Source organism: Streptomyces pinistramenti (genome assembly GCF_020564935.1).
GTDB lineage: Bacteria > Actinomycetota > Actinomycetes > Streptomycetales > Streptomycetaceae > Streptomyces > Streptomyces pinistramenti.
The window spans coordinates 114,424-133,562 of sequence record NZ_JAJCXB010000017.1 but is presented as its reverse complement, the minus strand read 5'-3'; the positions used below and the strand labels follow the sequence as shown (position 1 = coordinate 133,562).

At 72.8% G+C, this 19,139-nt stretch carries 17 protein-coding genes; 8 read left to right on the top strand and 9 right to left on the bottom strand.

All coding sequences use genetic code 11. The features are described 5' to 3' along the window. Positions 1 to 59 precede the first annotated feature (59 nt). Entirely contained in the window at positions 60 to 1,472 is a 1,413-nt protein-coding gene (locus LIU39_RS14980) for a vWA domain-containing protein (RefSeq protein ID WP_227047191.1), read from the bottom strand. Between the two features lie 635 nt (positions 1,473 to 2,107). Here LIU39_RS14980 and LIU39_RS14975 point away from each other — a divergent pair. Next, a complete protein-coding gene (locus LIU39_RS14975) occupies positions 2,108 to 3,433 on the top strand; it encodes an alpha/beta hydrolase (RefSeq protein WP_227047190.1) in 1,326 nt (441 codons plus the stop codon). Positions 3,434 to 3,676: 243 nt separating this feature from the next. Here LIU39_RS14975 and LIU39_RS14970 read toward each other — a convergent pair whose 3' ends face one another. Then, positions 3,677 to 4,468, bottom strand: a complete 792-nt coding sequence (locus tag LIU39_RS14970) for a polysaccharide deacetylase family protein (RefSeq protein ID WP_227047189.1) — start codon at positions 4,466 to 4,468, stop codon at positions 3,677 to 3,679. Between the two features lie 285 nt (positions 4,469 to 4,753). On the opposite strand from LIU39_RS14970, the gene LIU39_RS14965 reads away from it, so the two are divergent. The 3 genes from LIU39_RS14965 to LIU39_RS14955 are packed head-to-tail and all read left to right on the top strand — an operon-like array spanning position 4,754 to position 7,145. Then, positions 4,754 to 5,494, top strand: coding sequence for an ABC transporter permease (locus LIU39_RS14965; protein WP_227047188.1), 741 nt, complete (start codon positions 4,754 to 4,756; stop codon positions 5,492 to 5,494). Next, positions 5,491 to 6,165: an ABC transporter permease gene (locus LIU39_RS14960; protein WP_227047187.1), complete on the top strand. Its 675-nt coding sequence runs from the start codon at positions 5,491 to 5,493 to the stop codon at positions 6,163 to 6,165. The genes LIU39_RS14965 and LIU39_RS14960 overlap by 4 nt, the downstream gene beginning before the upstream one ends. Continuing rightward, on the top strand, positions 6,162 to 7,145 hold the full coding sequence (locus LIU39_RS14955) for an ABC transporter substrate-binding protein (RefSeq protein WP_227047186.1): 984 nt from the start codon (positions 6,162 to 6,164) through the stop codon (positions 7,143 to 7,145). Before LIU39_RS14960 ends, LIU39_RS14955 begins: the two co-directional genes overlap by 4 nt. Before the next feature lie 9 nt (positions 7,146 to 7,154). Here LIU39_RS14955 and LIU39_RS14950 read toward each other — a convergent pair whose 3' ends face one another. Further along, positions 7,155 to 8,312: an ABC transporter ATP-binding protein gene (locus LIU39_RS14950; RefSeq protein WP_227047185.1), complete on the bottom strand. Its 1,158-nt coding sequence runs from the start codon at positions 8,310 to 8,312 to the stop codon at positions 7,155 to 7,157. 209 nt (positions 8,313 to 8,521) lie between these two features. Here LIU39_RS14950 and LIU39_RS14945 point away from each other — a divergent pair, with 209 nt between their 5' ends. After that, on the top strand, positions 8,522 to 9,463 hold the full coding sequence (locus LIU39_RS14945) for an NADP-dependent oxidoreductase (RefSeq protein ID WP_227047184.1): 942 nt from the start codon (positions 8,522 to 8,524) through the stop codon (positions 9,461 to 9,463). Between the two features lie 89 nt (positions 9,464 to 9,552). Here the strand turns inward: LIU39_RS14945 and LIU39_RS14940 are convergent, their stop codons facing one another. The 4 genes from LIU39_RS14940 to LIU39_RS14920 form a co-directional block, all read right to left on the bottom strand. Further along, complete coding sequence (locus LIU39_RS14940) at positions 9,553 to 10,536, bottom strand: hypothetical protein (protein ID WP_227047183.1); 984 nt, start codon at positions 10,534 to 10,536, stop codon at positions 9,553 to 9,555. Positions 10,537 to 10,656: 120 nt separating this feature from the next. Beyond that, complete coding sequence (locus tag LIU39_RS14935; protein ID WP_227047182.1) at positions 10,657 to 11,289, bottom strand: hypothetical protein; 633 nt, start codon at positions 11,287 to 11,289, stop codon at positions 10,657 to 10,659. Positions 11,290 to 11,440: 151 nt separating this feature from the next. Beyond that, entirely contained in the window at positions 11,441 to 12,493 is a 1,053-nt protein-coding gene (locus LIU39_RS14930; RefSeq protein ID WP_227047181.1) for a cation diffusion facilitator family transporter, read from the bottom strand. Between the two features lie 504 nt (positions 12,494 to 12,997). Continuing rightward, positions 12,998 to 13,777, bottom strand: a complete 780-nt coding sequence (locus LIU39_RS14920; protein WP_227047180.1) for an LbetaH domain-containing protein — start codon at positions 13,775 to 13,777, stop codon at positions 12,998 to 13,000. An 86-nt stretch (positions 13,778 to 13,863) separates the two neighbouring features. On the opposite strand from LIU39_RS14920, the gene LIU39_RS14915 reads away from it, so the two are divergent. After that, a complete protein-coding gene (locus tag LIU39_RS14915; RefSeq protein ID WP_227047179.1) occupies positions 13,864 to 14,739 on the top strand; it encodes a glycosyltransferase family 2 protein in 876 nt (291 codons plus the stop codon). Here LIU39_RS14915 and LIU39_RS14910 read toward each other — a convergent pair. Beyond that, positions 14,732 to 15,844 (bottom strand): NAD-dependent epimerase/dehydratase family protein, encoded by a 1,113-nt coding sequence (locus LIU39_RS14910; protein ID WP_227047178.1) that lies wholly within the window; start codon positions 15,842 to 15,844, stop codon positions 14,732 to 14,734. The genes LIU39_RS14915 and LIU39_RS14910 overlap by 8 nt on opposite strands. Before the next feature lie 32 nt (positions 15,845 to 15,876). Next, the gene (locus LIU39_RS14905; protein ID WP_227047177.1) at positions 15,877 to 16,119 is read right to left on the bottom strand and encodes a hypothetical protein; all 243 of its coding nucleotides are present in this window, start codon (positions 16,117 to 16,119) and stop codon (positions 15,877 to 15,879) included. 233 nt (positions 16,120 to 16,352) lie between these two features. Here LIU39_RS14905 and LIU39_RS14900 point away from each other — a divergent pair, with 233 nt between their 5' ends. Both LIU39_RS14900 and LIU39_RS14895 read left to right on the top strand, forming a co-directional pair. After that, on the top strand, positions 16,353 to 17,900 hold the full coding sequence (locus LIU39_RS14900) for a helix-turn-helix domain-containing protein (protein WP_227047176.1): 1,548 nt from the start codon (positions 16,353 to 16,355) through the stop codon (positions 17,898 to 17,900). 87 nt (positions 17,901 to 17,987) lie between these two features. Beyond that, on the top strand, positions 17,988 to 19,136 hold the full coding sequence (locus tag LIU39_RS14895) for a cytochrome P450 (RefSeq protein ID WP_227047198.1): 1,149 nt from the start codon (positions 17,988 to 17,990) through the stop codon (positions 19,134 to 19,136). Positions 19,137 to 19,139: the final 3 nt, after the last annotated feature.

Here is a 19,139-nt window from a genome sequence, read left to right as displayed (position 1 = left end):
GGACGGGGCCGGGTGGGGCCCCGTCCGCGGCCGGTGGGGTAAGTGAGGTGGGGCGGAGGTCAGTTGTGCTTGAGGACGCCTGCGGCGCGGGCCTCGGTGAGCCACTCGGGGAATTCGACCATCAGCTGCTGGTACAGCTCGTCGGACGAGAGGGCGCGGGGGTCGCGGCCGGCGTGGAAGAAGCCGGCGTTGTCGACGACGCGCTTGTCCGGGACGGCCAGGTCGTCGAGCTTGCGGAGGAAGTCGAAGCCCTTGGCCTCCGGGTCACCGAAGCCGATGAACTGCCAGAAGATGGGGAGCCCGGCGGCCTCGCAGAGGGCCTTTTCGGCGGCAGGCTTGGAGGTGGGGGCGCCGTCGGTCTGGAAGATGACGAAGGCCGGGGCGGTGGAGCCGGACTTCTTGTAGTGCTTGACCACGGCCTCGATCGCCCAGTGGTAGTTCGTACGGCCCATGTGCCCGAGCCCGGCGTGCAGTTCCTCGATGCGGCCTTCGTAGTGGGCCAGGTCGAGGTCGGCGGTGCCGTCGACGTCGGTGGAGAAGAAGACGACCGGGACGGTGCCGTCGTCGTCGAGGTTCGCGGAGAGGCCGAGTGCCTGCTCGGCGAGGTGCTGGACGGTGCCGTCCTTGTAGTAGTTGCGCATCGAGCCGGAGCGGTCGAGGACGAGGTAGACGGCGGCGCGCTGGGTGCCGAGACCGTGCTTGTCCAGGATGGCGCCGGCGGACTTGTAGAGGCTGACGAGGCCGGGGGCGGTGGCCTCCACCTTGGTGAGGGAGACCGGCGGTTCGGGGGAGCCGGTGGGCGCTGCCTCGGAGGTCGCGTCCTCGGAGGTCGCGTTCCGGGAGGGGGCAGGGGCCGGTACGTCGGTGGGTGACGGGGCGTCGGCGGGCGACGGGGCGTCGACCGGGTTGTCGGCCGGGGCGTGCTCTGTGGCCTCGGACTTCGCCGCGGTGTCCGCCTCGGGGGCTTCCTCCGCCGGCGCCGATGCCTCTGCCGTCGCCTCCTCCGCCGTCGCCTCCTCTGCCGTTGCCGCCTCGGGCTTCGCGGCCTCGGGCTTCGCGTCGGATTCGGTGGGGGGTGTGGCCGTGGCGGCAGCGGAGTCGGCACCGGCGTCGGCGTCGGCCGTGTCCGATGAAGTGTCCGTTCCCGTGGCGGTCGTGGACGGCTCGGTGTCCACCGGGGAGCCCTGGGCCGGGAGGGATGCGGTGGCCGGGGCGGCGGGTTCGGGGGTGGATTCGAGGGGGGCCGTGCGGGCGGCGGGGACTTCGGCCACGGGGGCGTCGGTGGCCGGGGATTCGCTCTCCGGTGCCGGTGCGGCCCCGGCTCCCGGGGCGGACTCCTCGCGGGCCTCCGGGATGGTGGCGGACGGGGTGGCCGGTTCCGGCGTTTCCGTGCCGCTCGGTGCCGCGCCGGACTCCTCGCGGGTCGCCTTGGAGCGACCGAAAGCGTTGCGCAGCAGACTCCGAATGCCCATCGGCGGACCTCTCTTGCGTGTGGTGGGGTGCGGCGTATGTCCCTGAAGCTGCGGACATGTCCCTGACCAGGACGGATACGTAAGGGTAGCGGCCATCCCCGGCGTGAACGTGGGACCTCGCGTGCCGCGTGGTGGGTGCAGGGGGAGTGTGCCGGTGGGATGCGGTGCGGGCCAAGCGGCGGGACCGTGGAGCGCGGGATCCGCCACGGGTTCATGGTGACGTCGGCGGGTGCAACGGGGCGGGGCCCGTGGGGTCGGCGGGATGCTGCGGATGACTGTGCGTCCGGTCTGTGGGGCCGGGGCATGTGGTGAGGTGGCGGGGGAGCGGCCGGTGCTCGCGCAACTCCCTTGATCCGGGCGGCAGTACGCGTGCGGCGCGGTTCCGGACGTCGTACGGTGCGTCGCCTTCCATCCGGTACGGGCTGCCGTCCCTCTGCGATGCGGGCCGGACATCACGTCCCGGACACAGCCCGGCAAGAGGTGGGTAAGAAACCGCGCCCGACTGGTATCCGATGGTCAAAAGCTCCCGTCTTATCCGGTGACCATAGGCCAGGACCGCCCGTTGTTCGCTCCGGGCGGCCGGTGACCGGTACCAGGGCAAGAGCCCTCGCGAGGGTGACGGGAGATGCAGGCGCATGGGGCTGACCAGTCCATTGCTCGAATACACGGTGGTCGCGCTGGCGCTGATTCTCGTCGCGCTGACCGTGTGGCTGTGGCCGAGGCTGTCGGGGCGCGGGGCGCGGGTCCTGCTGGGGCGGCTCGGGGCGATCGTGCTCACCCAGGTGTCGATCGTGTGCGCGCTGGCCCTCGCGGTGAACAACAGCTTCGAGTTCTACGGCAGCTGGGACGACCTGCTGGGCAACAACGACAAGGCGCCGGTGGCGGTGAGCCAGGGCGGCGGGCGGTACGCGTCCGTCGGGGACGTCAAGGGCGGGCTGGTGCAGCCCGCGGGGCCGCAGGGGCTCGACCGGGTGTCGGGGCTGCCGCAGGGCCCGGCCGACAAGGTCGGCAAGATCGAGTCGGTGCGGATAGTGGGACGCAGGACCCGGGCCATCAACCCGGCGTTCGTCTATCTGCCGCCGCAGTACTTCCAGCCGCAGTTCCGCCGCCAGCGGTTCCCCGTCATGGTCGTGATCAGCGGCTACCCCGGCGGCATCATGAACCTCGCGCAGCATCTGCAGATCCCGCAGAACGCCGGGAAGCTCATCGAGAAGGGGACGATGCAGCCGACCGTGATGGTGATGGTGCGGCCGACGATCGCGCCGCCGCGGGACACCGAGTGCGTCGACGTGCCGGGCGGCCCGCAGGCCGAGACGTTCTTCACCAAGGACCTGCCGGACGCCATGAAGTCCGCGTACCGGGTGGGCCACGACCCCAGCGCCTGGGGCGCGTTCGGCTACTCGTCGGGCGGCAGCTGCTCGCTCCAGCTGGCGATGCGCAACCCGAAGATCTACACCTCGGCCGTCTCGCTCTCCGGCGACTACGCGATCAAGGACGACCTGACCACCGGCAGCCTGTTCGGCCCCGGGCCCGAGGGCGCGAAGCGCGAGCGGGAGCACGATCTGCTGTGGCGGCTGAAGAACCTGCCGGCGCCGCAGATCTCCGCCCTCGTCGCCAGCAGCCGTAAGGGTGAGCCGGATTACGGCGCCACGATGCAGTTCATCCACGCGGTCAAGGAGCCGATGACCGTCGACTCGATCATCCTGCCGCGCGGCAGCCACCAGTTCGCGACCGGGCGGCGCGAGGTGGTGCCGGCGCTGGAGTGGCAGAGCCGGCAGCTGACGTTCCCGCAGGATGTCGAGGCGGCGCCCGCGAAGCCGCGGCCCGGCGCGGGCGCGGAGCACGGCAAGGGCAAGGAGCAGGGCGGACCGGGGACCACGCACCCGGGGGCGCCCGCATCACCGCCGGCCGCGTCCGCAGAGGGCCGGCGGGCGGAGGCCGAGCCGGCGGGGCGCGGCTGACGGCTGAGGGCCGGGTCCGCGGGCGTGGGCGGGGGCCGCTGCCGAGAGGCCGGTTTTGCTGCTGAGGGCCGGCTCCGGGGCTGAGGAACGGCTCCCCCGCCCCCTCCCCCCTCTCCCCCTACGGGGGAGGGGGCGGGGGTGGGTTCGGGGGTGGGGGGAGCGCGATGGGCCCGCCCCACCCGGAGACGGATCCGCCCCCGCCTCGCGGCCGGTACCCCCGCCTCGCGGCCGGTGGCTCCCGCCTCAAGGCCGGTAAGCCATCCCCGGCTCAGGTGCGGCCGGCGAGAGCAGCTGGGAGACGGTCACGATGGTGAAGCCGCGCTTCTTCAACTCCTTGAGGATGCCGGGGACGGCCGGCACGGTGCCCTTGTAGATGTCGTGCAGCAGGATGATGCCGTCCTTCTCGGTCTGGTCCAGCACCCGCTTGGTGATCAGCTTCGAGTCGGTGGTCTGGTAGTCCTTGGCGGTCACGCTCCACAGGACCTGTGACAGACCCAGTTCCTTGCTGATCTCGGCGACCTGTTCGTCGGTCCTGCCCTGCGGCGGGCGCATCAGCTTGGGCGTCTTGCCGGTGATCTTGTGGACCTGGTCCTGCACGCGGGAGAGTTCCCGCTTGACCTCGGCCGGCTTGATGTCGGTGAGGATCTGGTGCGACCAGGTGTGGTTGGCCAGTTCGTGGCCCTCGCGGTCGATCCGCTTGACCTCGGCGGGGCGCTCGGCGATGTGGTTCTTGCCGAGCATGAAGAAGGTCGCGTGCACCTTCTCCTTCTTCAGGATGTCCAGCAGGCGGTTGGTGTTCTCGCTGGGGCCCGCGTCGAAGGTGAGCGCGACGCACTTGGCCTTGCGGCAGTCGACGTCGTCGCCGTTCGCGTCCTTGGCCTTGACCGCCGTTGCGGGGGCGTCGTCCCGTGCGTCGGCCGGCGCGGTGACGTCGTACGAGGTGCAGCCGCTGAGCGCCAGGGCCAGGGAGCCGGCGGCCAGCAGCCCGGCTATGGACCGGCTGCGGGCGGTGGCGGCGCGGGGGTGCTTCGGCATTGCGGGGCTCTTTCCGGAGTGGGGCAAGGGGGAAGACGGGGCGGAGCCTGGCCGGGGCGACCACCCGGGAGGGAACTATACATATGGAGTACACACTCGATGTATAGGTGGGGGTGGGTGCGGCCCCCAAGGGCGCCCCAAGGGCTTCCACGGCGCCCCACAGCACCCCACGGCCACCGTCGGCCAACCGCCACCGGCCAACCGCCACCGCCACCGGCTCGCCCCGCCGCCCCGATCGGACGCGGCCCGCGCGACACCCCGCCCCGCCCGCGGTGGACTCGTACCGTGACCGCCCCGCCGGACGACTGCCTGGCCCGCAACGACTGGATCTGCGGCGACTACCTGAGCACCCGCCGCCACATCCTGCTCGACGCGGTGCTCGAACACGTCCAGCTGACCGTGGTCTCCGTCCTGCTCGGCCTGGTGATCGCGCTCCCGCTGGCGCTGCTGGCCCGCCGCAGGCGCTGGGCGGCCGGCCCGGTCCTCGGCCTCACCACCGTGCTCTACACGATCCCGTCGCTGGCGATGTTCTCGCTGCTGCTGCCGCTCTACGGCCTGTCCGCGGCCCTCGTGGTGGTCGGTCTGGCGCTGTACTCGCTCACCCTGCTCGTCCGGAACATCCTGGCCGGTCTCGAAGGCGTACCCGCCGAGGCCAAGGACGCCGCCCGCGGCATGGGCTACGGGCCCACCCGTCAACTGCTCACCGTCGAACTGCCGCTGGCGCTGCCCGCGGCGATGGCCGGGCTGCGGATCGCCACCGTCTCGGCCGTCGCGCTCACCACCGTCGGCGCGATCGTCGGCCACGGCGGCCTGGGCAACCTCATCTACGCGGGCATGAACTCCTTCTTCAAGGCGCAGGTGCTCACCGCTTCGGTGCTGTGCGTGCTCATCGCCGTCGCCTTCGACCTGCTGCTGCTCGGTGCCGAGCGGCTGCTCACGCCGTGGCGGCGGGGGCGCGCCGGGCGGCCCGCGCGCGGCCGGGGCGCGGGCGCGCGGCGGCTCGCCGCGGCCGGGCGGCGCCCGTGAACACCCTCGCCGAGGTCTGGTCCTGGCTGACCACCGCCGCCCACTGGTCCGGCGAGATGGGCATCTGGCACCGCCTCGTCCAGCACTTCTGGCTCACCGTCGGCTGCCTCGCCGTCAGCTGCCTGATCGCGCTGCCCGTCGCGCTCACCCTCGGCCACCTCGGGCGCGGTGGCGCCCTCGCGGTCAACCTCGCCAACATCGGCCGCGCCGTCCCCACCTTCGCCATCCTCGTGCTGCTGCTCCTGACGCCGCTCGGGCGGCACGGGGAGTGGCCGACCGTCATCGCGCTGGTGCTGTTCGCCATCCCGCCGCTGCTGACCAACGCCTACGTCGGGATGCGCGAGGTCGACCAGGATGTGGTGCGGGCCGCCCGTGGCATGGGGATGACGGGCCGCCAGCTGGTGTGGCGGGTCGAACTGCCGCTGGCCTTCCCGCTGGTGCTGACCGGCGTCCGGATCGCCGCCGTGCAGCTGGTCGCGACCGCCACGCTCGCCGCGCTGGTCGGCGGCGGCGGCCTCGGCCGGATCATCACCGCGGGCTTCAACCTCGCCTCCACCCCGCAGGTCGTCGCGGGCGCCGTCGTCGTCGCGGTGTTCGCGCTGCTGATGGAGGCGGCCTTCGAGGCCGGACAGCGGTGCGCGCCGGCCTGGGCGCGCGGACGGATGCGATGACGCCGGCCGCCCTCCGGCGGCGCCGCGTCCGCCGCTGCTGCATATCCGTCGCCCTGCTGTGCGGTGCCCTCCTGGCGGCCTGCACAGGCGGCCCGTCCCTGGAGAACCGTGGCACCGTCACCGCGTCACCCGGCGACCGGCACGACCTGTCCGTCGGCTCGGCGGGCTTCACCGAGAGCGAGCTGCTCGCCCAGATGTACGCGGCGCTGCTCGGCGCGGCCGGCTTCCACGCCGACATCCTCACCGTCGGCAACCGCGAGCTGTACGAACCCGCCCTGGAGAGCGGCCGGATCGACGTCGTCCCGGAGTACGCCGCCACCTTCGCCGACTGGCTCAACGCCAAGACCCACGGTCCCGACGCGCCGCCCGTCGCCTCCCCCGGCCTCGCCGCCACCATGACCGCGCTGCGCAAGCTGGCCGCCCCGCGCGGCCTGTCCGCCCTCGCCCCAGGCCGTGCCGTCGACCAGAACGCCTTCGCCGTCCGCGCCTCCTACGCCGCGGAGCACCGCCTCAAGACCCTCAGTGACCTGGGCCGGGCGAAGCTGCCGGTCCGGCTCGCGGCGGGCGACGAGTGCGTGCAGCGGCCGTTCTGCGCGCCGGGCCTGAAGAAGACGTACGGCATCCACGTCACGGCCGTCGACCCCAAGGGCGTCGGCACCACCCCCGCCAAGCAGGCCGTGCAGAACGGCCAGGACCAGATGCTGCTGACCACCAGCACGGACGCCACCCTCGACCAGTTCGGCCTGGTGGTGCTGGCCGACGACAAGAAGCTGCAGAACGCCGACTACGTCATCCCCGTCGTCAACCGCGCCCGCGCCGGCGGCCCCCGCGTCACCGCCGTCCTCGACCGCCTCAACTCCGTCCTGACCACCGCCGACCTGGCCCGCCTCAACCAGCGCGTGGACAGCTGGCGCCGGCTGCCCGCGGACGTGGCACGCGACTACCTCACGTCCAAGGGCCTGCTGCCGAAGAAGCCGTAGGCGCCGTGCTCACTCCGTGGGCACCGAGTCCACCTCGGCGCGCTCGCGCGGCGCGCCCCGCTCATCGGGGGCGATGGTGCGGCGCAGCGCCTCGTGGAGCGCCGTCGGGGTCAGCACGCCCAGGAAGCGGTGGCCTTCCAGTACCGCGATCCAGCCCGCGTCGTGCCCCAGCATCTCGCTGAACGCCTGCTTGAGCGTGCCGGTCACCGGAACCCACGCCTCCATCCGGCGCGCGTGCCCGGAGACCGGACCCGCGGCTCCGGCCATCTCCTCGGTGCCCACCCAGCCGTGCAACTCCCCCGCCTCGTCCAGCACCACCGCCCAGCGGGCCCTCTCGGCGCGCAGCCGGGCGACCGCGTCGGCGGCCGGTTCGCCGAGCCGCGCGAACGGCGGGCGCTCCAGGTCGGCCCGGTCGATGCCGGTCACCGACAGCTGCTTCAACGCCCGGTCGGAGCCGACGAATTCGGCGACGTACGGGGAGGCCGGGGCGCCGAGCACCCGCGCGGGGGTGTCGTACTGCTCGATCCGGCCCTCCCCGTAGACGGCGATGCGGTCGCCGAGGCGGATCGCCTCCTCGATGTCGTGGGTGACCAGCAGCACCGTCTTGTGCATCGCCTCCTGGAGGCGCAGGAACTCGTTCTGGAGGTGTTCGCGGACGACCGGGTCGACGGCGCCGAAGGGTTCGTCCATGAGGAGGACGGGCGGGTCGGCGGCGAGGGCGCGGGCCACGCCGACGCGCTGGCGCTGGCCGCCGGAGAGCTGGTCGGGGTAGCGGTCGCCGTAGACGGCAGGGTCCAGGCCGACCAGGTCGAGGAGTTCGGCCGCCCGCTCGCGGGCCTTCGGCTTCTTCCAGCCGGTCAGGACCGGCACCGTCGCGGTGTTGTCGAGGACCGTGCGGTGCGGGAAGAGGCCGGTCTGCTGGATGACGTAGCCGATGCGGCGGCGCAGCTGTACCGGGTCGACGGCTGCGATGTCCGAGCCGGCGACGAGGATGCGTCCCGCGGTGGCGTCGATGAGACGGTTGACCATCATCATCGTCGTCGTCTTGCCGCAGCCCGACGGGCCGACGAGGGTCACCAGTTCGCCCTCGCCGACCTCGAAGGAGAGGTCGTCGACGGCGGTGGTTCCGTCGGGATAGCGCTTGGTGACGGACTCGAACCGGATCATCGGCCCATTGAATCCCGCACCGCACGGCCGGTCCCCTCATGCGGGCAAACGGGTGGGCCCGCCCGGTGCGGGCCCGGATCGGGGCGCCACCCGGGGGGCCGTACGAGTTGCTTCCGTGACGCCGCCTCCTCTCCTGCCGCATCCCGCCGCACCGGCGTGCTTACGATCCACCCCGGCCTCCGGTCGGAAGGGTGGAAGGGAACGCCACGATGAGAGCCGTAGCAGTCAGCGCATTCGGTGCACAGCCGCAGCTCATGGATCTGCCACAGCCCGAGCCAGGGCCTGGGGAGGTCCTGGTGCGGCTGGCCGCAGCCGGGGTCAACCCGATCGACTGGAAGGTCGCCGACGGACGGTTCGGGGATCCGTCGACGACCTCGTTCCCGCTGGTCCTGGGGACGGACGGGGCGGGCGAGGTACTGGCCGTCGGGACCGGCGTACGGCGGTTCACGGCCGGTGACGCGGTGTTCGGGCAGTTCCAGCGGCTGGAGCGGGGCGGCGGTTCGTACGCCGAACTCGCGGTCACCGGCGAGCGGTCCCTCGCTCCTGCCGCCCGCAGCGTCACCTACGCGACGTCGGCCGCCGTGCCGACGGCCGGCATGACGGCCTACAACCTGGTCGAGGAGACCCGGATCAGTGAGGGGCGCCGGGTGCTGATCGTCGGCGCCACCGGCGGGGTGGGCACCTTCGTCACGCAGCTGGCGCACGGCCGCGGCGCCGACGTCATCGCCACCGCCCGCCCGGTCATGGCCGACCTGATGCGGAGCCTGGGCGCGAACGAGGTCATCGACCACACCGCGGGCCCGGTCGCCGAGCAGCTGCTCGCCGCGTACCCGGACGGCGTGGACGTGCTGATCGATCTGACCAGCAGCCCGGAGGAGTTCGGCGAGATGACGCGGACGGTGCGGGACGGCGGCACGGCGGTCTCGACCGTCGGCTCGGCCGACGCCGACGTGCTCACCGAGCACAACCTCCGCGGCTTCAACTTCGTCAACCGCCCGTCCCCGCAGCTCCTCGACATCCTCGCCGGGCAGGTCGACGCGGGCCGGCTGACGGTCCTGGTCGGCAGGGAGGTGCCGCTGGAGGAGGCCGCCGACGTCCTGGAGACCAGCCGCAGCGGCCGGGCGCACGGCAAGACGGTGCTGGCGATCTGAGGGCAGGACGGCAGCGGCACGGCGTGGCCCCACGGGGACATCTCCCGTGGGGCCACGCCGTTGTGTGTGCCGGAGCCGGGCGCCCCGGGTCAGCGGCGGGCGGGGAGTACGGAGCGCAGGGCGCGGGCGGCGGGCGGTGTCACGGCGGCGGCCAGGGCGACCAGCAGCGCGGCGCAGGACAGCAGCGTGATGCCGGTGCGCAGCGACGCGGTCAGCGCGTCCGCGTACGCGGCGGCGGCCGGGCGCGGGATCGCGGCGGGCAGCGCCGCCAGGGCGTGGTTGCGGGCCAGTGCCAGGGTGGCGGCGAGCAGCGCGGTGGCGGCGGCGCAGCCGGCCGCCGCGCAGAGCAGCGCGCGGCGCCTGCGACGGGCCAGCAGCAGCCCGGCCGGCAGGCACAGCGCCGCGAGGGGCGGCAGCACCAGGGCGGCGGTCCGTACGGCCTGGTAGAGGGTGCGGGCGCGCGGCACGTCGGACGCGTGCAGCAGCACGATCCGGGCGCCGGTGCTCGGCACCCGGCGGGCGATGTCGATGCCCAGGCCGTTCGCCGACAGCTGGTGCTTGACGCGTTCGATGACGGGGGTGAGGTCGAGGATGACGGGGGAGCTGCCGTACGCGGTCAGGGTGGTGTCCAGCGCCTGGTGCGCGCTGCGGTGCACCTGCCGCCAGACGGACGGGAATCCGCGCCCGGTCACCACCTGGCGCACCTGCTTGTCCACGAACTCGCGGATGCCCCGGGTGAACCGCTCGCGCAGCGCGGGCCGTTGGGCCCGCGGGATGGCCTCCAGCAGGCCGTCGAGGCGGACGTGGCCCATCACGCCGTCGGTGACGTCACCGACGATGGCGTTCTGGATGGTGCTCTCGCCGGAGAGCGGCGCGACGGCCGCCACGTAGCGGCGGGTGTCGGTCAGCTCGTTGCGTGCCCAGACGGCGGTCAGGCTCAGCGGCAGCAGCAGGGTGCCGAGCAGCAGCAGCGCCGCGGCGGCGGACGTACGGGCGGGACGCCGGCCCGCCGCCCGCGGCTGCCCGGACCGCGCCACCCGGCCGCCCGCGCGTACGGGTGCGCTCGCTGACATCGCGTCCGGTCCTTCCTCCAGCGGGTGGGCAGTGGCCACGTTCCAGGCAAGCGGGTGCGGACGGCGGCCGCGAGCGGGACCGGTGCCAATGGGTGATCCGGACGGGCGCGGCGGGGCGGTTCAGGTGCGGGCCGTACCGGTGGAGGGTTCGGCTGCCGTGGTGCGGCGGCCGGCGCCCGTGGTGCCGCGCCGGCCGCGGAACAGCAGGGCGGCGGCGCCGAGGAGTCCCGCGCCGATCAGCCAGTGCGACCAGGGCGTCTGCCCCGCGGCGCTTCCCGGGCGGGATTCGGGCAGGTCGTCGGCGTCGCCCGAGCAGGAGGCGGGGGCCGCGGACGCGGTGGCGTAGACGCAGACGGTGGTGGCCGCGCGCAGGGTGCCGGGGGCGGCCGTGGCGGCGTCGGCGCGTTCGCCGAGCACGGCGCTCGCGGTGAACCGCCGTTCGGCGTGCGCGGCGATGTCGGTGTGCCAGACGGCCGTGTGGTCCGCGGTGACCCGGCCGCCGGGCGCGGTCGCCGACTCGGTGGTGGCCGGCATCCGCTGCTCGACGCGGGCGCCGTGCAGCGCGGTGGCGCCGAGGTTGCGGACCGTGACGCGGTAGTCGAGCCGGTCGCCCGCCGCCGCGTCGGTGACGCCGTCGGTCACCTCGACCGTCACCTGCGGCGCGCCGGGCGGGGCGAGCGGATGCGACGGGGCTGTGGCCTGGGCGGGGAGGGCGGCGGCGCACAGCAGCGCGCTGAGGACGACGGTTCGCATGCCGCCCATCCGAGCACCGCGGGCACCGCGGGCCGGTCCGTGCGGCCCGCGGCGCGGCCGGTTTCACCCGGGCGAGTGGGCGCCCGTGAGCCGTCGGGCCACGGGCCGGCGCCACGGGCGGGCCGCGCCGCCCGGAGTGCCGGCCGCGTCGTCAGTGCCGGTGCGGGCCCGGCCGGTGGACCGGGCCGTGGGTGTCCTCGCAGTGGCCGGTCGGGTGCGGGGCGGGGCGGGGGCCCGAGGTGACGTGCAGGACGGTGTCGGCACCGTCCTGTTCGCCCACGTGGTCGACCTGGAGGGTGGCGTGGGTGATGCCGTACTCGGTGCTCAGCAGTTCCTGGAGGCGGCGGCGGACCTTGTGGCAGTCGCCGCCGGGGGCGACCAGGATGTGCGCGGAGAGCGCGGGCTGCCCGGAGGTGATCTGCCAGATGTGCAGGTCGTGGACCTCGACGACCTCGTCGGTCGCCACCAGGTGGTCGCCGAGCGCGTCCGGGTCGACGCCGGCCGGTGCGGCCTCCATGAAGATCCGGCCGGACTCGCGGACCAGGCCGTAGCCCGCCCGCAGCATCAGCGCGACGACGACGAGCGTGGCGAGCGCGTCGGCCCGCGCGAAGCCGGTGGTCAGCACGACCAGGCCGGCCACGGCGGTGGCGACGAAGCCGAACAGGTCGGTGAGGATGTGCTGGTAGGCGCCCTCGACGTTCAGGCTGGAGCGGTTGGCCTTCGACAGGAACCAGGTGGCGATCAGGTTCACCACCACCCCCGCGAGCGCCGTGACCAGGACCAGGCCGCCGGTTACCGCGGGCGGTGCGATCAGCCGCTGCACCGCCTCGTACGCCAGCCACACGGACAGCACGAGCAGGGTGATGCCGTTGGCCTGGGCGGAGAGGATCTCGGCGCGCTTGAGGCCGTAGGTGTAGCCGCCGCGTGCGGGCCGGGCGGCCAGCCGCATGGCGATCAGCGCCAGCACGATCGAGGCGGCGTCGGTGAGCATGTGGGCGGCGTCGGAGATCAGCGCCAGCGAGCGGGCCAGCACGCCGATGACCACCTCGACGGCCATGAAGGCGGTGATCAGTACCAGCGCGGCGCGCAGCCAGCGCCGGTCGGCGTCCGGTGCGACGGTGTGCGCGTGGCTGTGGGAATGGCCGTGGCTGCCGTGCGGGCGGTCCGCGGGGTCGGTGTGGTGCCCGTGGGCGTGCTCGGTCATGGCGCGCTCCTTCCTGGGTCGTCCGGGGGAAGCAAACCGCACTTCGGCAAAAGATCCAAAGGCTGCACCGGTGACCGTTGTCATTACCGTCGAACGGCTCAAAGTGCCTGGTCACAGCGGTCCTTGCCGAGAGCGCGCGGAGGGTGCGGCGGGCGGGCCGCGGGGCGTCGCGGGGCGGGTCCGTCCGCCGGTACCCCTTGCCAGCGGCTGCCGCAGCGACGATCTTTGGTGTGCCCGCGGGCCCGCGTACCGGGTGCGGGGCAGCCGTCCGACGGCGACCGCCCCCCGCCTTCCGGGGCCGCACCCTGGAGGAGTCCTCCCTTCCGGTCATCGAGCAACGCCAGGGAACTCGTCGACACCTTCCGGGAGTCGGGCAGCGCCGACCTCGTGGACGGCTTCCCCCGCTGGTACACCGCGATCATGGGTTTCCTCGGCAACCTCAGTCAGGGCCCCGAGGCCGCCTGTGACGCTGCGCTGCACCCCGCCGGTGCACATGATCGCGCGTCAGGTGTCCGAAGACATCACGATAGGCGGCGGCCTGGTGTCTGCCGGGGCCACCGGCACCTGCCTGATAGGCGCCGCAGGACGCGACGAGCGGCGTGCGGGTCGCTGGCGGACGTGGACGTCGGAAGTGTGCGGTGCGGTGATGACGCTGTGGTCGGGGAGGGTGCGTGCAGCCACGGTGACGCCGCTGGCGATCCGGCAGTCGCGTCCGAGGACGAGGCCGGGGCCGAGGCTGATGCTGTTGCCGGTCTGGACCCGGTCCCCGATCAGGGCGCCGAACTGTGGTGAGCCGCAGCGGTAGAGGCCGTCGCGGGTACGCAGGATGATCTCTCGTTCCGGTCTGCTCATGTGGGGGCTCCACATGCTGATGGCCGCGACGGTCAGGTTGGCGGACAGGTGGGCGTCGGCGCCGACGAGGGTGCGGTTGATTCCGATGCGGTGGCCGAGGACGGCCCGTTCGCCGAGGAACGATCGGGTGACTTCGCAGTTGAAGCCGACCGAGACGTCAGCGCACAGCACGGAGCCGGCGCGGACGGTGGAGAACTCCCACACGCGTACGCGGGGGCCGATGATCACGTCGTCGCCGATGATTGCGGTGGGGTGTACCTGCGCGGTGGGGTGGATGCGGTGCGGGAGCCGGGCGAGTGCCTGGCGGTGCCAGCCCTCCCAGAGCGCGAGGAAGCCGGACAACTCCGTCTGCTCCAGCTGCTCGTACGGGGTGCCGTCCAGCATCCCGCTGGTGGGGGCTGTGAGGTGGTGGCCGAGGCGGATGGTGGGCATGGGCGGCCCTTTCGGTGTGGTCGGTGGCCGGTCCCCGGGGCGGCTAGCATCACCGGCACCGGACCCGAGGAACGGAGAGTTCATCCGTGCGTCACCCGCGCGTTGGCGTCGCCATCTTGACCATGGGCACGCGGCCCGTTGAGCTGGCCGACCTGCTGGAGTCGGTCGCAGCACAGGACACGCCGGCGGCGCGGGTGGTGGTGGTCGGCAACGGCTCGCCGCTGCCGCCCCTGCCGCAGTGGGCGACCGGCGTGGAGCTGCCGGAGAACCTGGGCGTCGCCGGCGGCCGGAACGCGGCCCTGGCCCGGCTGCGGGAGTTCGGGGACGTCGATGTCGTGGTGGACCTGGACGATGACGGTCTGCTGATCAGCCGGGACGTCTTCACCCGGCTCGTGGAGCTGTATGAAGCGGATGCGCGGCTGGGCATTGTCAGCTTCCGCATCGCCGATGAGCGGGGCCGTACCCAGCGTCGCCATGTCCCGCGCCTGCGCGCGGCGGATCCGATGCGGGGCGGGCTGGTGACGACGTTCCTGGGCGGCGGGCACGGCCTGTCCATGCGGATGCTGGAGGAGGTCGGTGGCTGGCCCGAGCCGTTCTTCTACGCGCACGAGGAGACCGACCTGGCCTGGCGGGCGCTGGACGCGGGCTGGAAGGTGCTCTATGAGCCGGAGCTGGTGCTCCAGCATCCGTGGACGTCGCCGGCCCGGCATGCGGTTTTCCACCGCATGGTCGCCCGCAACCGGGTCTGGCTCGCCAAGAGGCATCTTCCTGCCCTCCTCGTCCCTGCCTACCTGGGTGTCTGGACCGCGCTGACGGTGGCCCGTACCCCGTCGGCGGCGGGACTTCGGGCGTGGTTCGGCGGGTTCGCCGAGGGCGTGCGCACGCCGTGCCCGCCCCGCCGGCCGATGCGGTGGTCCACGGTGTGGCGGATGGCCCGTCTGGGCCGGCCGCCGGTCATCTGATCAGGGGGCCTGCGGCCTCGGACTGGGACCGCAGCCATACGGGGATCGCCCCGGGGCTCTTGTCGAGCCAGTTCGCGTAGCGGGCGGCCCCCTCCCTGACGGTGATCGACGGTCGCCAGCCGAGCACCGTTTCCATGCGGTGGGTGGCCGCGTAGCCGCCGAGCGGGTCACCGGGCGGCATCGGCGTTTCCACGAACCGGGTGTCCGGGTACTGTTCGGCGACCAGCTCGGCCACCTTGCGGATGCTGGTGGGAGTGCCGGTGCCGATGTTGATCGTCTCGTTGTGGGCTCGCGGGGCGACCAGGGCCCGCACAGTGGCAGTGGCGATGTCCTCGACGTGGACCAGGTCCCGGATCTGGTGGCCGCCGCCGTTGAGGTGCAGGGGCAGCCCCAGGGCGGCGCGGGTGGCGAACCAGGCCACCACCCACGAGTGGCTGTTCTCCTTGATGACCTGCGGCTCTCCGTAGACGGAGAAGTACCGCACGATCGTGTACGAGGTGCCCACGGAGCCCAGCGTGAGAGCGGTCTGCGTCTCGCCCCACGCCTTGGAGTTGGCGTAGACGGACATCGGCCGCAGGGGCGTGTGCTCGTGGAACTGCGGCGGCACCCGGCCGTAGACGGCTTCCAGCAGTTGGCGCACGGCCCGGTACTCCTCGCTCGGGCGTGCCCAGTCGTCCGCGTTGCCGTTGCCGTAGACGCTGGCCGAGGAGACGAAGACCAGCCGGCGGATCCGCTCGCAGGCGGCCACCGCGTCGAGCAGTACCTGAGTGCCGGTGATGTTGGTGTGGATCGCCTCCATGGGCTTGCGGGTGCAGGCGGCGACATCGGCGAGGGCGGCAGCGTGGATCACGTAGTCGGACGCGGCCACTGCCTTCGTGACCACGCCGGGATCCTGAACGTTGCCCACGATGATGTCCGGGTCGGCTGGGTCGATCCCGAACAGGTCGCGGTAGGTGTGCTGGGGGTAGGCGTCCAGCATGCACAGGGAGAGCGGCCGGGCCCCCGCCCGACGCAAGCAGGCGGCGACCCGGCTGCCGATGAGCCCCGCTCCACCGGTGACCAGCACGGTCCGGCCGGCGAGTTCCTTCAACCTGTTGTCGTGCACAGTGCCTCCATGCCGTGGTGAGGTGTGCGGTGTCACCGGTCCGCCTGGCGGGCCCGCTCGCGCTTGGCGATCAGCTGCTCGAACTGGATGGCGTACAGCTCCACCTGGTCCGGGGTCAGGACAAGCACCGACTGCGTGCTCCGGCTGTCGGCGTGATGGACCTCGATACCCAGCTCGGCCTCCTGGGCACGGTGGTCATACGTCGCGTCGCGCTTCAGCGGCGTCACGTGGGTGACCGATGACCATGCGCCCTGGACGGCGGTGTTCTCCTCCATCTCGCTCACCCCTTGGGGATTGCCTGCGGCCCGCTCGGATGCGGGCCGCCCGTGGTCACGAGGACACCGCAGCCCGTCCGACAAGGGGAGGTGCCGCGTCTGGGCACGCACACGGTTTGCACCGGACGTAAACGGCTTGCAACGTCTCGTGTTGCAGGGCGGTTTGACGGGACAATGAGCCCGGCAGGAGGTGAGTCGTGGACCACGCCCATCCGATCTGGTGCTCAGCGGCCATGCGTGACGCCCGTGCCCGCCGCGATGCCGGGGCGATCGTCCGGTTAGTTCGCCGCGCGGCCGACATCACACTCGCCGAACTGGGCAAGCAGGTCGGCTATACCGCCGCCTCCCTGTCCCGGATGGAACGCGGCAAGCAGCCCCTGCGCGACGTGCTGCTGCTCCAGCAGCTTGCCGCCTGTCTGGACATCCCGCCGCACCTGCTCGGTCTCGCGCCGCAGCGCCAGCGGGCAATACCGGACCGACCCGGCGCCACTAGGGTGGGCACGCAGACCCTGTTCGGCGAAGAGGGAGACGAACCGGTGCGACGCCGCGAACTCCTGGCAACCCTGGCCGGAGCCACCACCAGCGCGGTCCTCGGACCGCCAGCCGTCGCCCACGCTGCGGCGAAGCCGAACCTGTCAGGACTGGAAGACGTGTTGCTTCACCGGCAGTACGGCCAATCCCTCACCCAAGATCCCACCCCCGCCGCCGTCACCGCGGCGGTGGACGCCTCCCGGCAGGGCTTCAGCGCCTGCCGCTACGACGCCCTCGCCCGCGCCCTCCCGGCCCGCATCGCGCTCGCTCAGGCCCTTGGCGCAGACGGCCATCCGGAGCAAGCGGCAACCGCCGTCGCCGAGCTCTACACCACCACAACCCGTCTGTGCATCAAGCTCGGCGAAGACGGCCTGGCCGCCGTCACCGCCGACCGTGCCCTCACCGCAGCTCTCAGCGGCGCGGACGCCCTCACCGTCGCCGAAGCCCACCGCATGGTCTCCTCCGCGTGGCGCCGCCAAGGGCACTACGCCCGCGCCACCGGTGTCGCCGTCACCGCCGCCCAGCAACTGACCACCGACCGGACCGCCGACGCAACCGAACGGCTCTCCGTCCAGGGCAACTTGTACGCCACCGCCGCCTACACCGCGGCCAAGCAAGGCGACCGGCACACCGCGCACGCCCTTATCGCCGAGGCCCAGGCCACCGCCGGGCAACTCGGCCGTGATGCCCTGCTGCGCGGCAACGTTTTCGGCCCCAGCCAGGTTCTTCCCACCAAGTCTCGATCAGTCATCTGCTCGGCGACGCGGGCCAAGCCATCGAGCACGCCCGCCGCATCGATGCCGCTGCCTTGCCCACCACCGAACGCCAGGCCCGCTACTGGATCGACGTCGCCCGCGCCTTCGACCAGTGGGGCAAGCCCGACCGCTGCTACCGAGCCCTCCTCGCCGCCGAGCAGGCGGCAGCCCAGGAAGTCCGCCGCGGATCGGTCCGGACCATGGCCGCCGGGCTCATGCGCCACGACCGCACCCTCCCCGGCGTCCGGGCATTCGCCCACCGCGTCGGCGCAACAGGGTAGGGCCCTGGTGCTCAATTCCTCTTTGGTTGGGAATGGCCGTGGCGGCCGTGCGGGCGGTCCGCGGGGTGTCGCGGGGCGGGTCCGTCCGCCGGTACCCCTTGCTAGCGGCTGCCGCAGCGACGATCTTTGGTGTGCCCGCGGGCCCGCGTACCGGGTGCGGGGCGCGCGCACGATTGCGACCGCCCCCGCCTCTTTGCGTGCCCTATACAGCTAACAAGGGAGCGTTGTGCCCGCGAACCGAGCAGCGCCGGACATCCTGTCGCCGGAATTCGCCGCTGACCCCTACCGCGCGTACCGCATCATGCGGGACGAGTTCCCGCTCATCCACCACGAGGCCACCGGGAGCTACCTCGTCTCGCGCTACGAGGACGTCGAACGGGCCTTCAAGGACCCGGTGTTCACCACCGACAACTACGACTGGCAGCTGGAGCCGGTGCACGGGCGCACCATCCTCCAGATGAGCGGGCGCGAGCACGCCGTGCGCCGGGCGCTGGTCGCCCCCGCCTTCCGCGGCCGCACCCTGGAGGAGTCCTTCCTGCCGGTCATCGAGCGCAATGCCAGGGAACTCGTCGACGCGTTCCGGGAGTCGGGCAGCGTCGACCTCGTCGACCGGTTCGCCACCCGCTTCCCCGTCAACGTCATCGCCGACATGCTCGGCCTGGACCGCGCCGACCACGACCGCATCCACCGCTGGTACACCGCGATCATGGGCTTCCTCGGCAACCTGAGCCAGGACCCCGAGGTCGCCGATGCCGGACTGCGGACCCGCGACGAATTCGCCGCCTACCTGCTGCCGTTGATCCGCGAGCGCCGCGCACACCCCGGCGACGACCTGCTGTCCACGCTGTGCGCCGCCGAGATCGACGGCACGCGGATGACCGACGAGGACATCAAGGCGTTCTGCAGCCTGCTGCTGACGGCCGGCGGCGAGACCACCGACAAGGCGCTCTCCGGCATCGTGCACAACCTGCTGCGCCATCCCGAGCAGCTGGCCGCGGTGCGCGCGGACCGTTCGCTGATCGCCCGCGCCTTCGCCGAGACGCTGCGCTACACCCCGCCGGTGCAGATGATCATGCGTCAGGTCTCCGAGGACGTCACCCTGGGCGGCGGCCTGGTGCCCGCAGGATCCACCGTCACCTGCCTGATAGGCGCGGCAGGACGCGACGAGCGGCGCTACGCGGACCCGGACACCTTCGACATCCACCGCACCGACCTGTCCGCCACCACCGCCTTCTCCGCGGCCGCCGACCACCTCTCGTTCGCCCTGGGCCGGCACTTCTGCGTCGGCGCCCTGCTGGCGAAGGCGGAGGTCGAGACCGGGATCGGGCTCCTGCTGGACGCGCTGCCCGACCTGGCGCTCGCCGACGGTGCGGCACCGCGCGAACAGGGCGTCTTCACGCGAGGGCTGGAGGCCCTGCCGGTGACGTTCAGGGCCACGTCCGCGGCGTGACGG

Bases quoted from the DNA above. Each gene is read 5' to 3' on its own strand.
- LIU39_RS14980 (WP_227047191.1), bottom strand. From the start codon at position 1,472: ATGGGCATTCGGAGTCTGCTGCGCAACGCTTTCGGTCGCTCCAAGGCG.
- LIU39_RS14975 (WP_227047190.1), top strand. From the start codon at position 2,108: ATGGGGCTGACCAGTCCATTGCTCGAATACACGGTGGTCGCGCTGGCG.
- LIU39_RS14970 (WP_227047189.1), bottom strand. From the start codon at position 4,468: ATGCCGAAGCACCCCCGCGCCGCCACCGCCCGCAGCCGGTCCATAGCC.
- LIU39_RS14955 (WP_227047186.1), top strand. From the start codon at position 6,162: ATGACGCCGGCCGCCCTCCGGCGGCGCCGCGTCCGCCGCTGCTGCATA.
- LIU39_RS14950 (WP_227047185.1), bottom strand. From the start codon at position 8,312: ATGATCCGGTTCGAGTCCGTCACCAAGCGCTATCCCGACGGAACCACC.
- LIU39_RS14945 (WP_227047184.1), top strand. From the start codon at position 8,522: ATGAGAGCCGTAGCAGTCAGCGCATTCGGTGCACAGCCGCAGCTCATG.
- LIU39_RS14940 (WP_227047183.1), bottom strand. From the start codon at position 10,536: ATGTCAGCGAGCGCACCCGTACGCGCGGGCGGCCGGGTGGCGCGGTCC.
- LIU39_RS14935 (WP_227047182.1), bottom strand. From the start codon at position 11,289: ATGCGAACCGTCGTCCTCAGCGCGCTGCTGTGCGCCGCCGCCCTCCCC.
- LIU39_RS14930 (WP_227047181.1), bottom strand. From the start codon at position 12,493: ATGACCGAGCACGCCCACGGGCACCACACCGACCCCGCGGACCGCCCG.
- LIU39_RS14920 (WP_227047180.1), bottom strand. From the start codon at position 13,777: ATGCCCACCATCCGCCTCGGCCACCACCTCACAGCCCCCACCAGCGGG.
- LIU39_RS14905 (WP_227047177.1), bottom strand. From the start codon at position 16,119: ATGGAGGAGAACACCGCCGTCCAGGGCGCATGGTCATCGGTCACCCAC.
- LIU39_RS14900 (WP_227047176.1), top strand. From the start codon at position 16,353: ATGCGTGACGCCCGTGCCCGCCGCGATGCCGGGGCGATCGTCCGGTTA.
- LIU39_RS14895 (WP_227047198.1), top strand. From the start codon at position 17,988: ATGCGGGACGAGTTCCCGCTCATCCACCACGAGGCCACCGGGAGCTAC.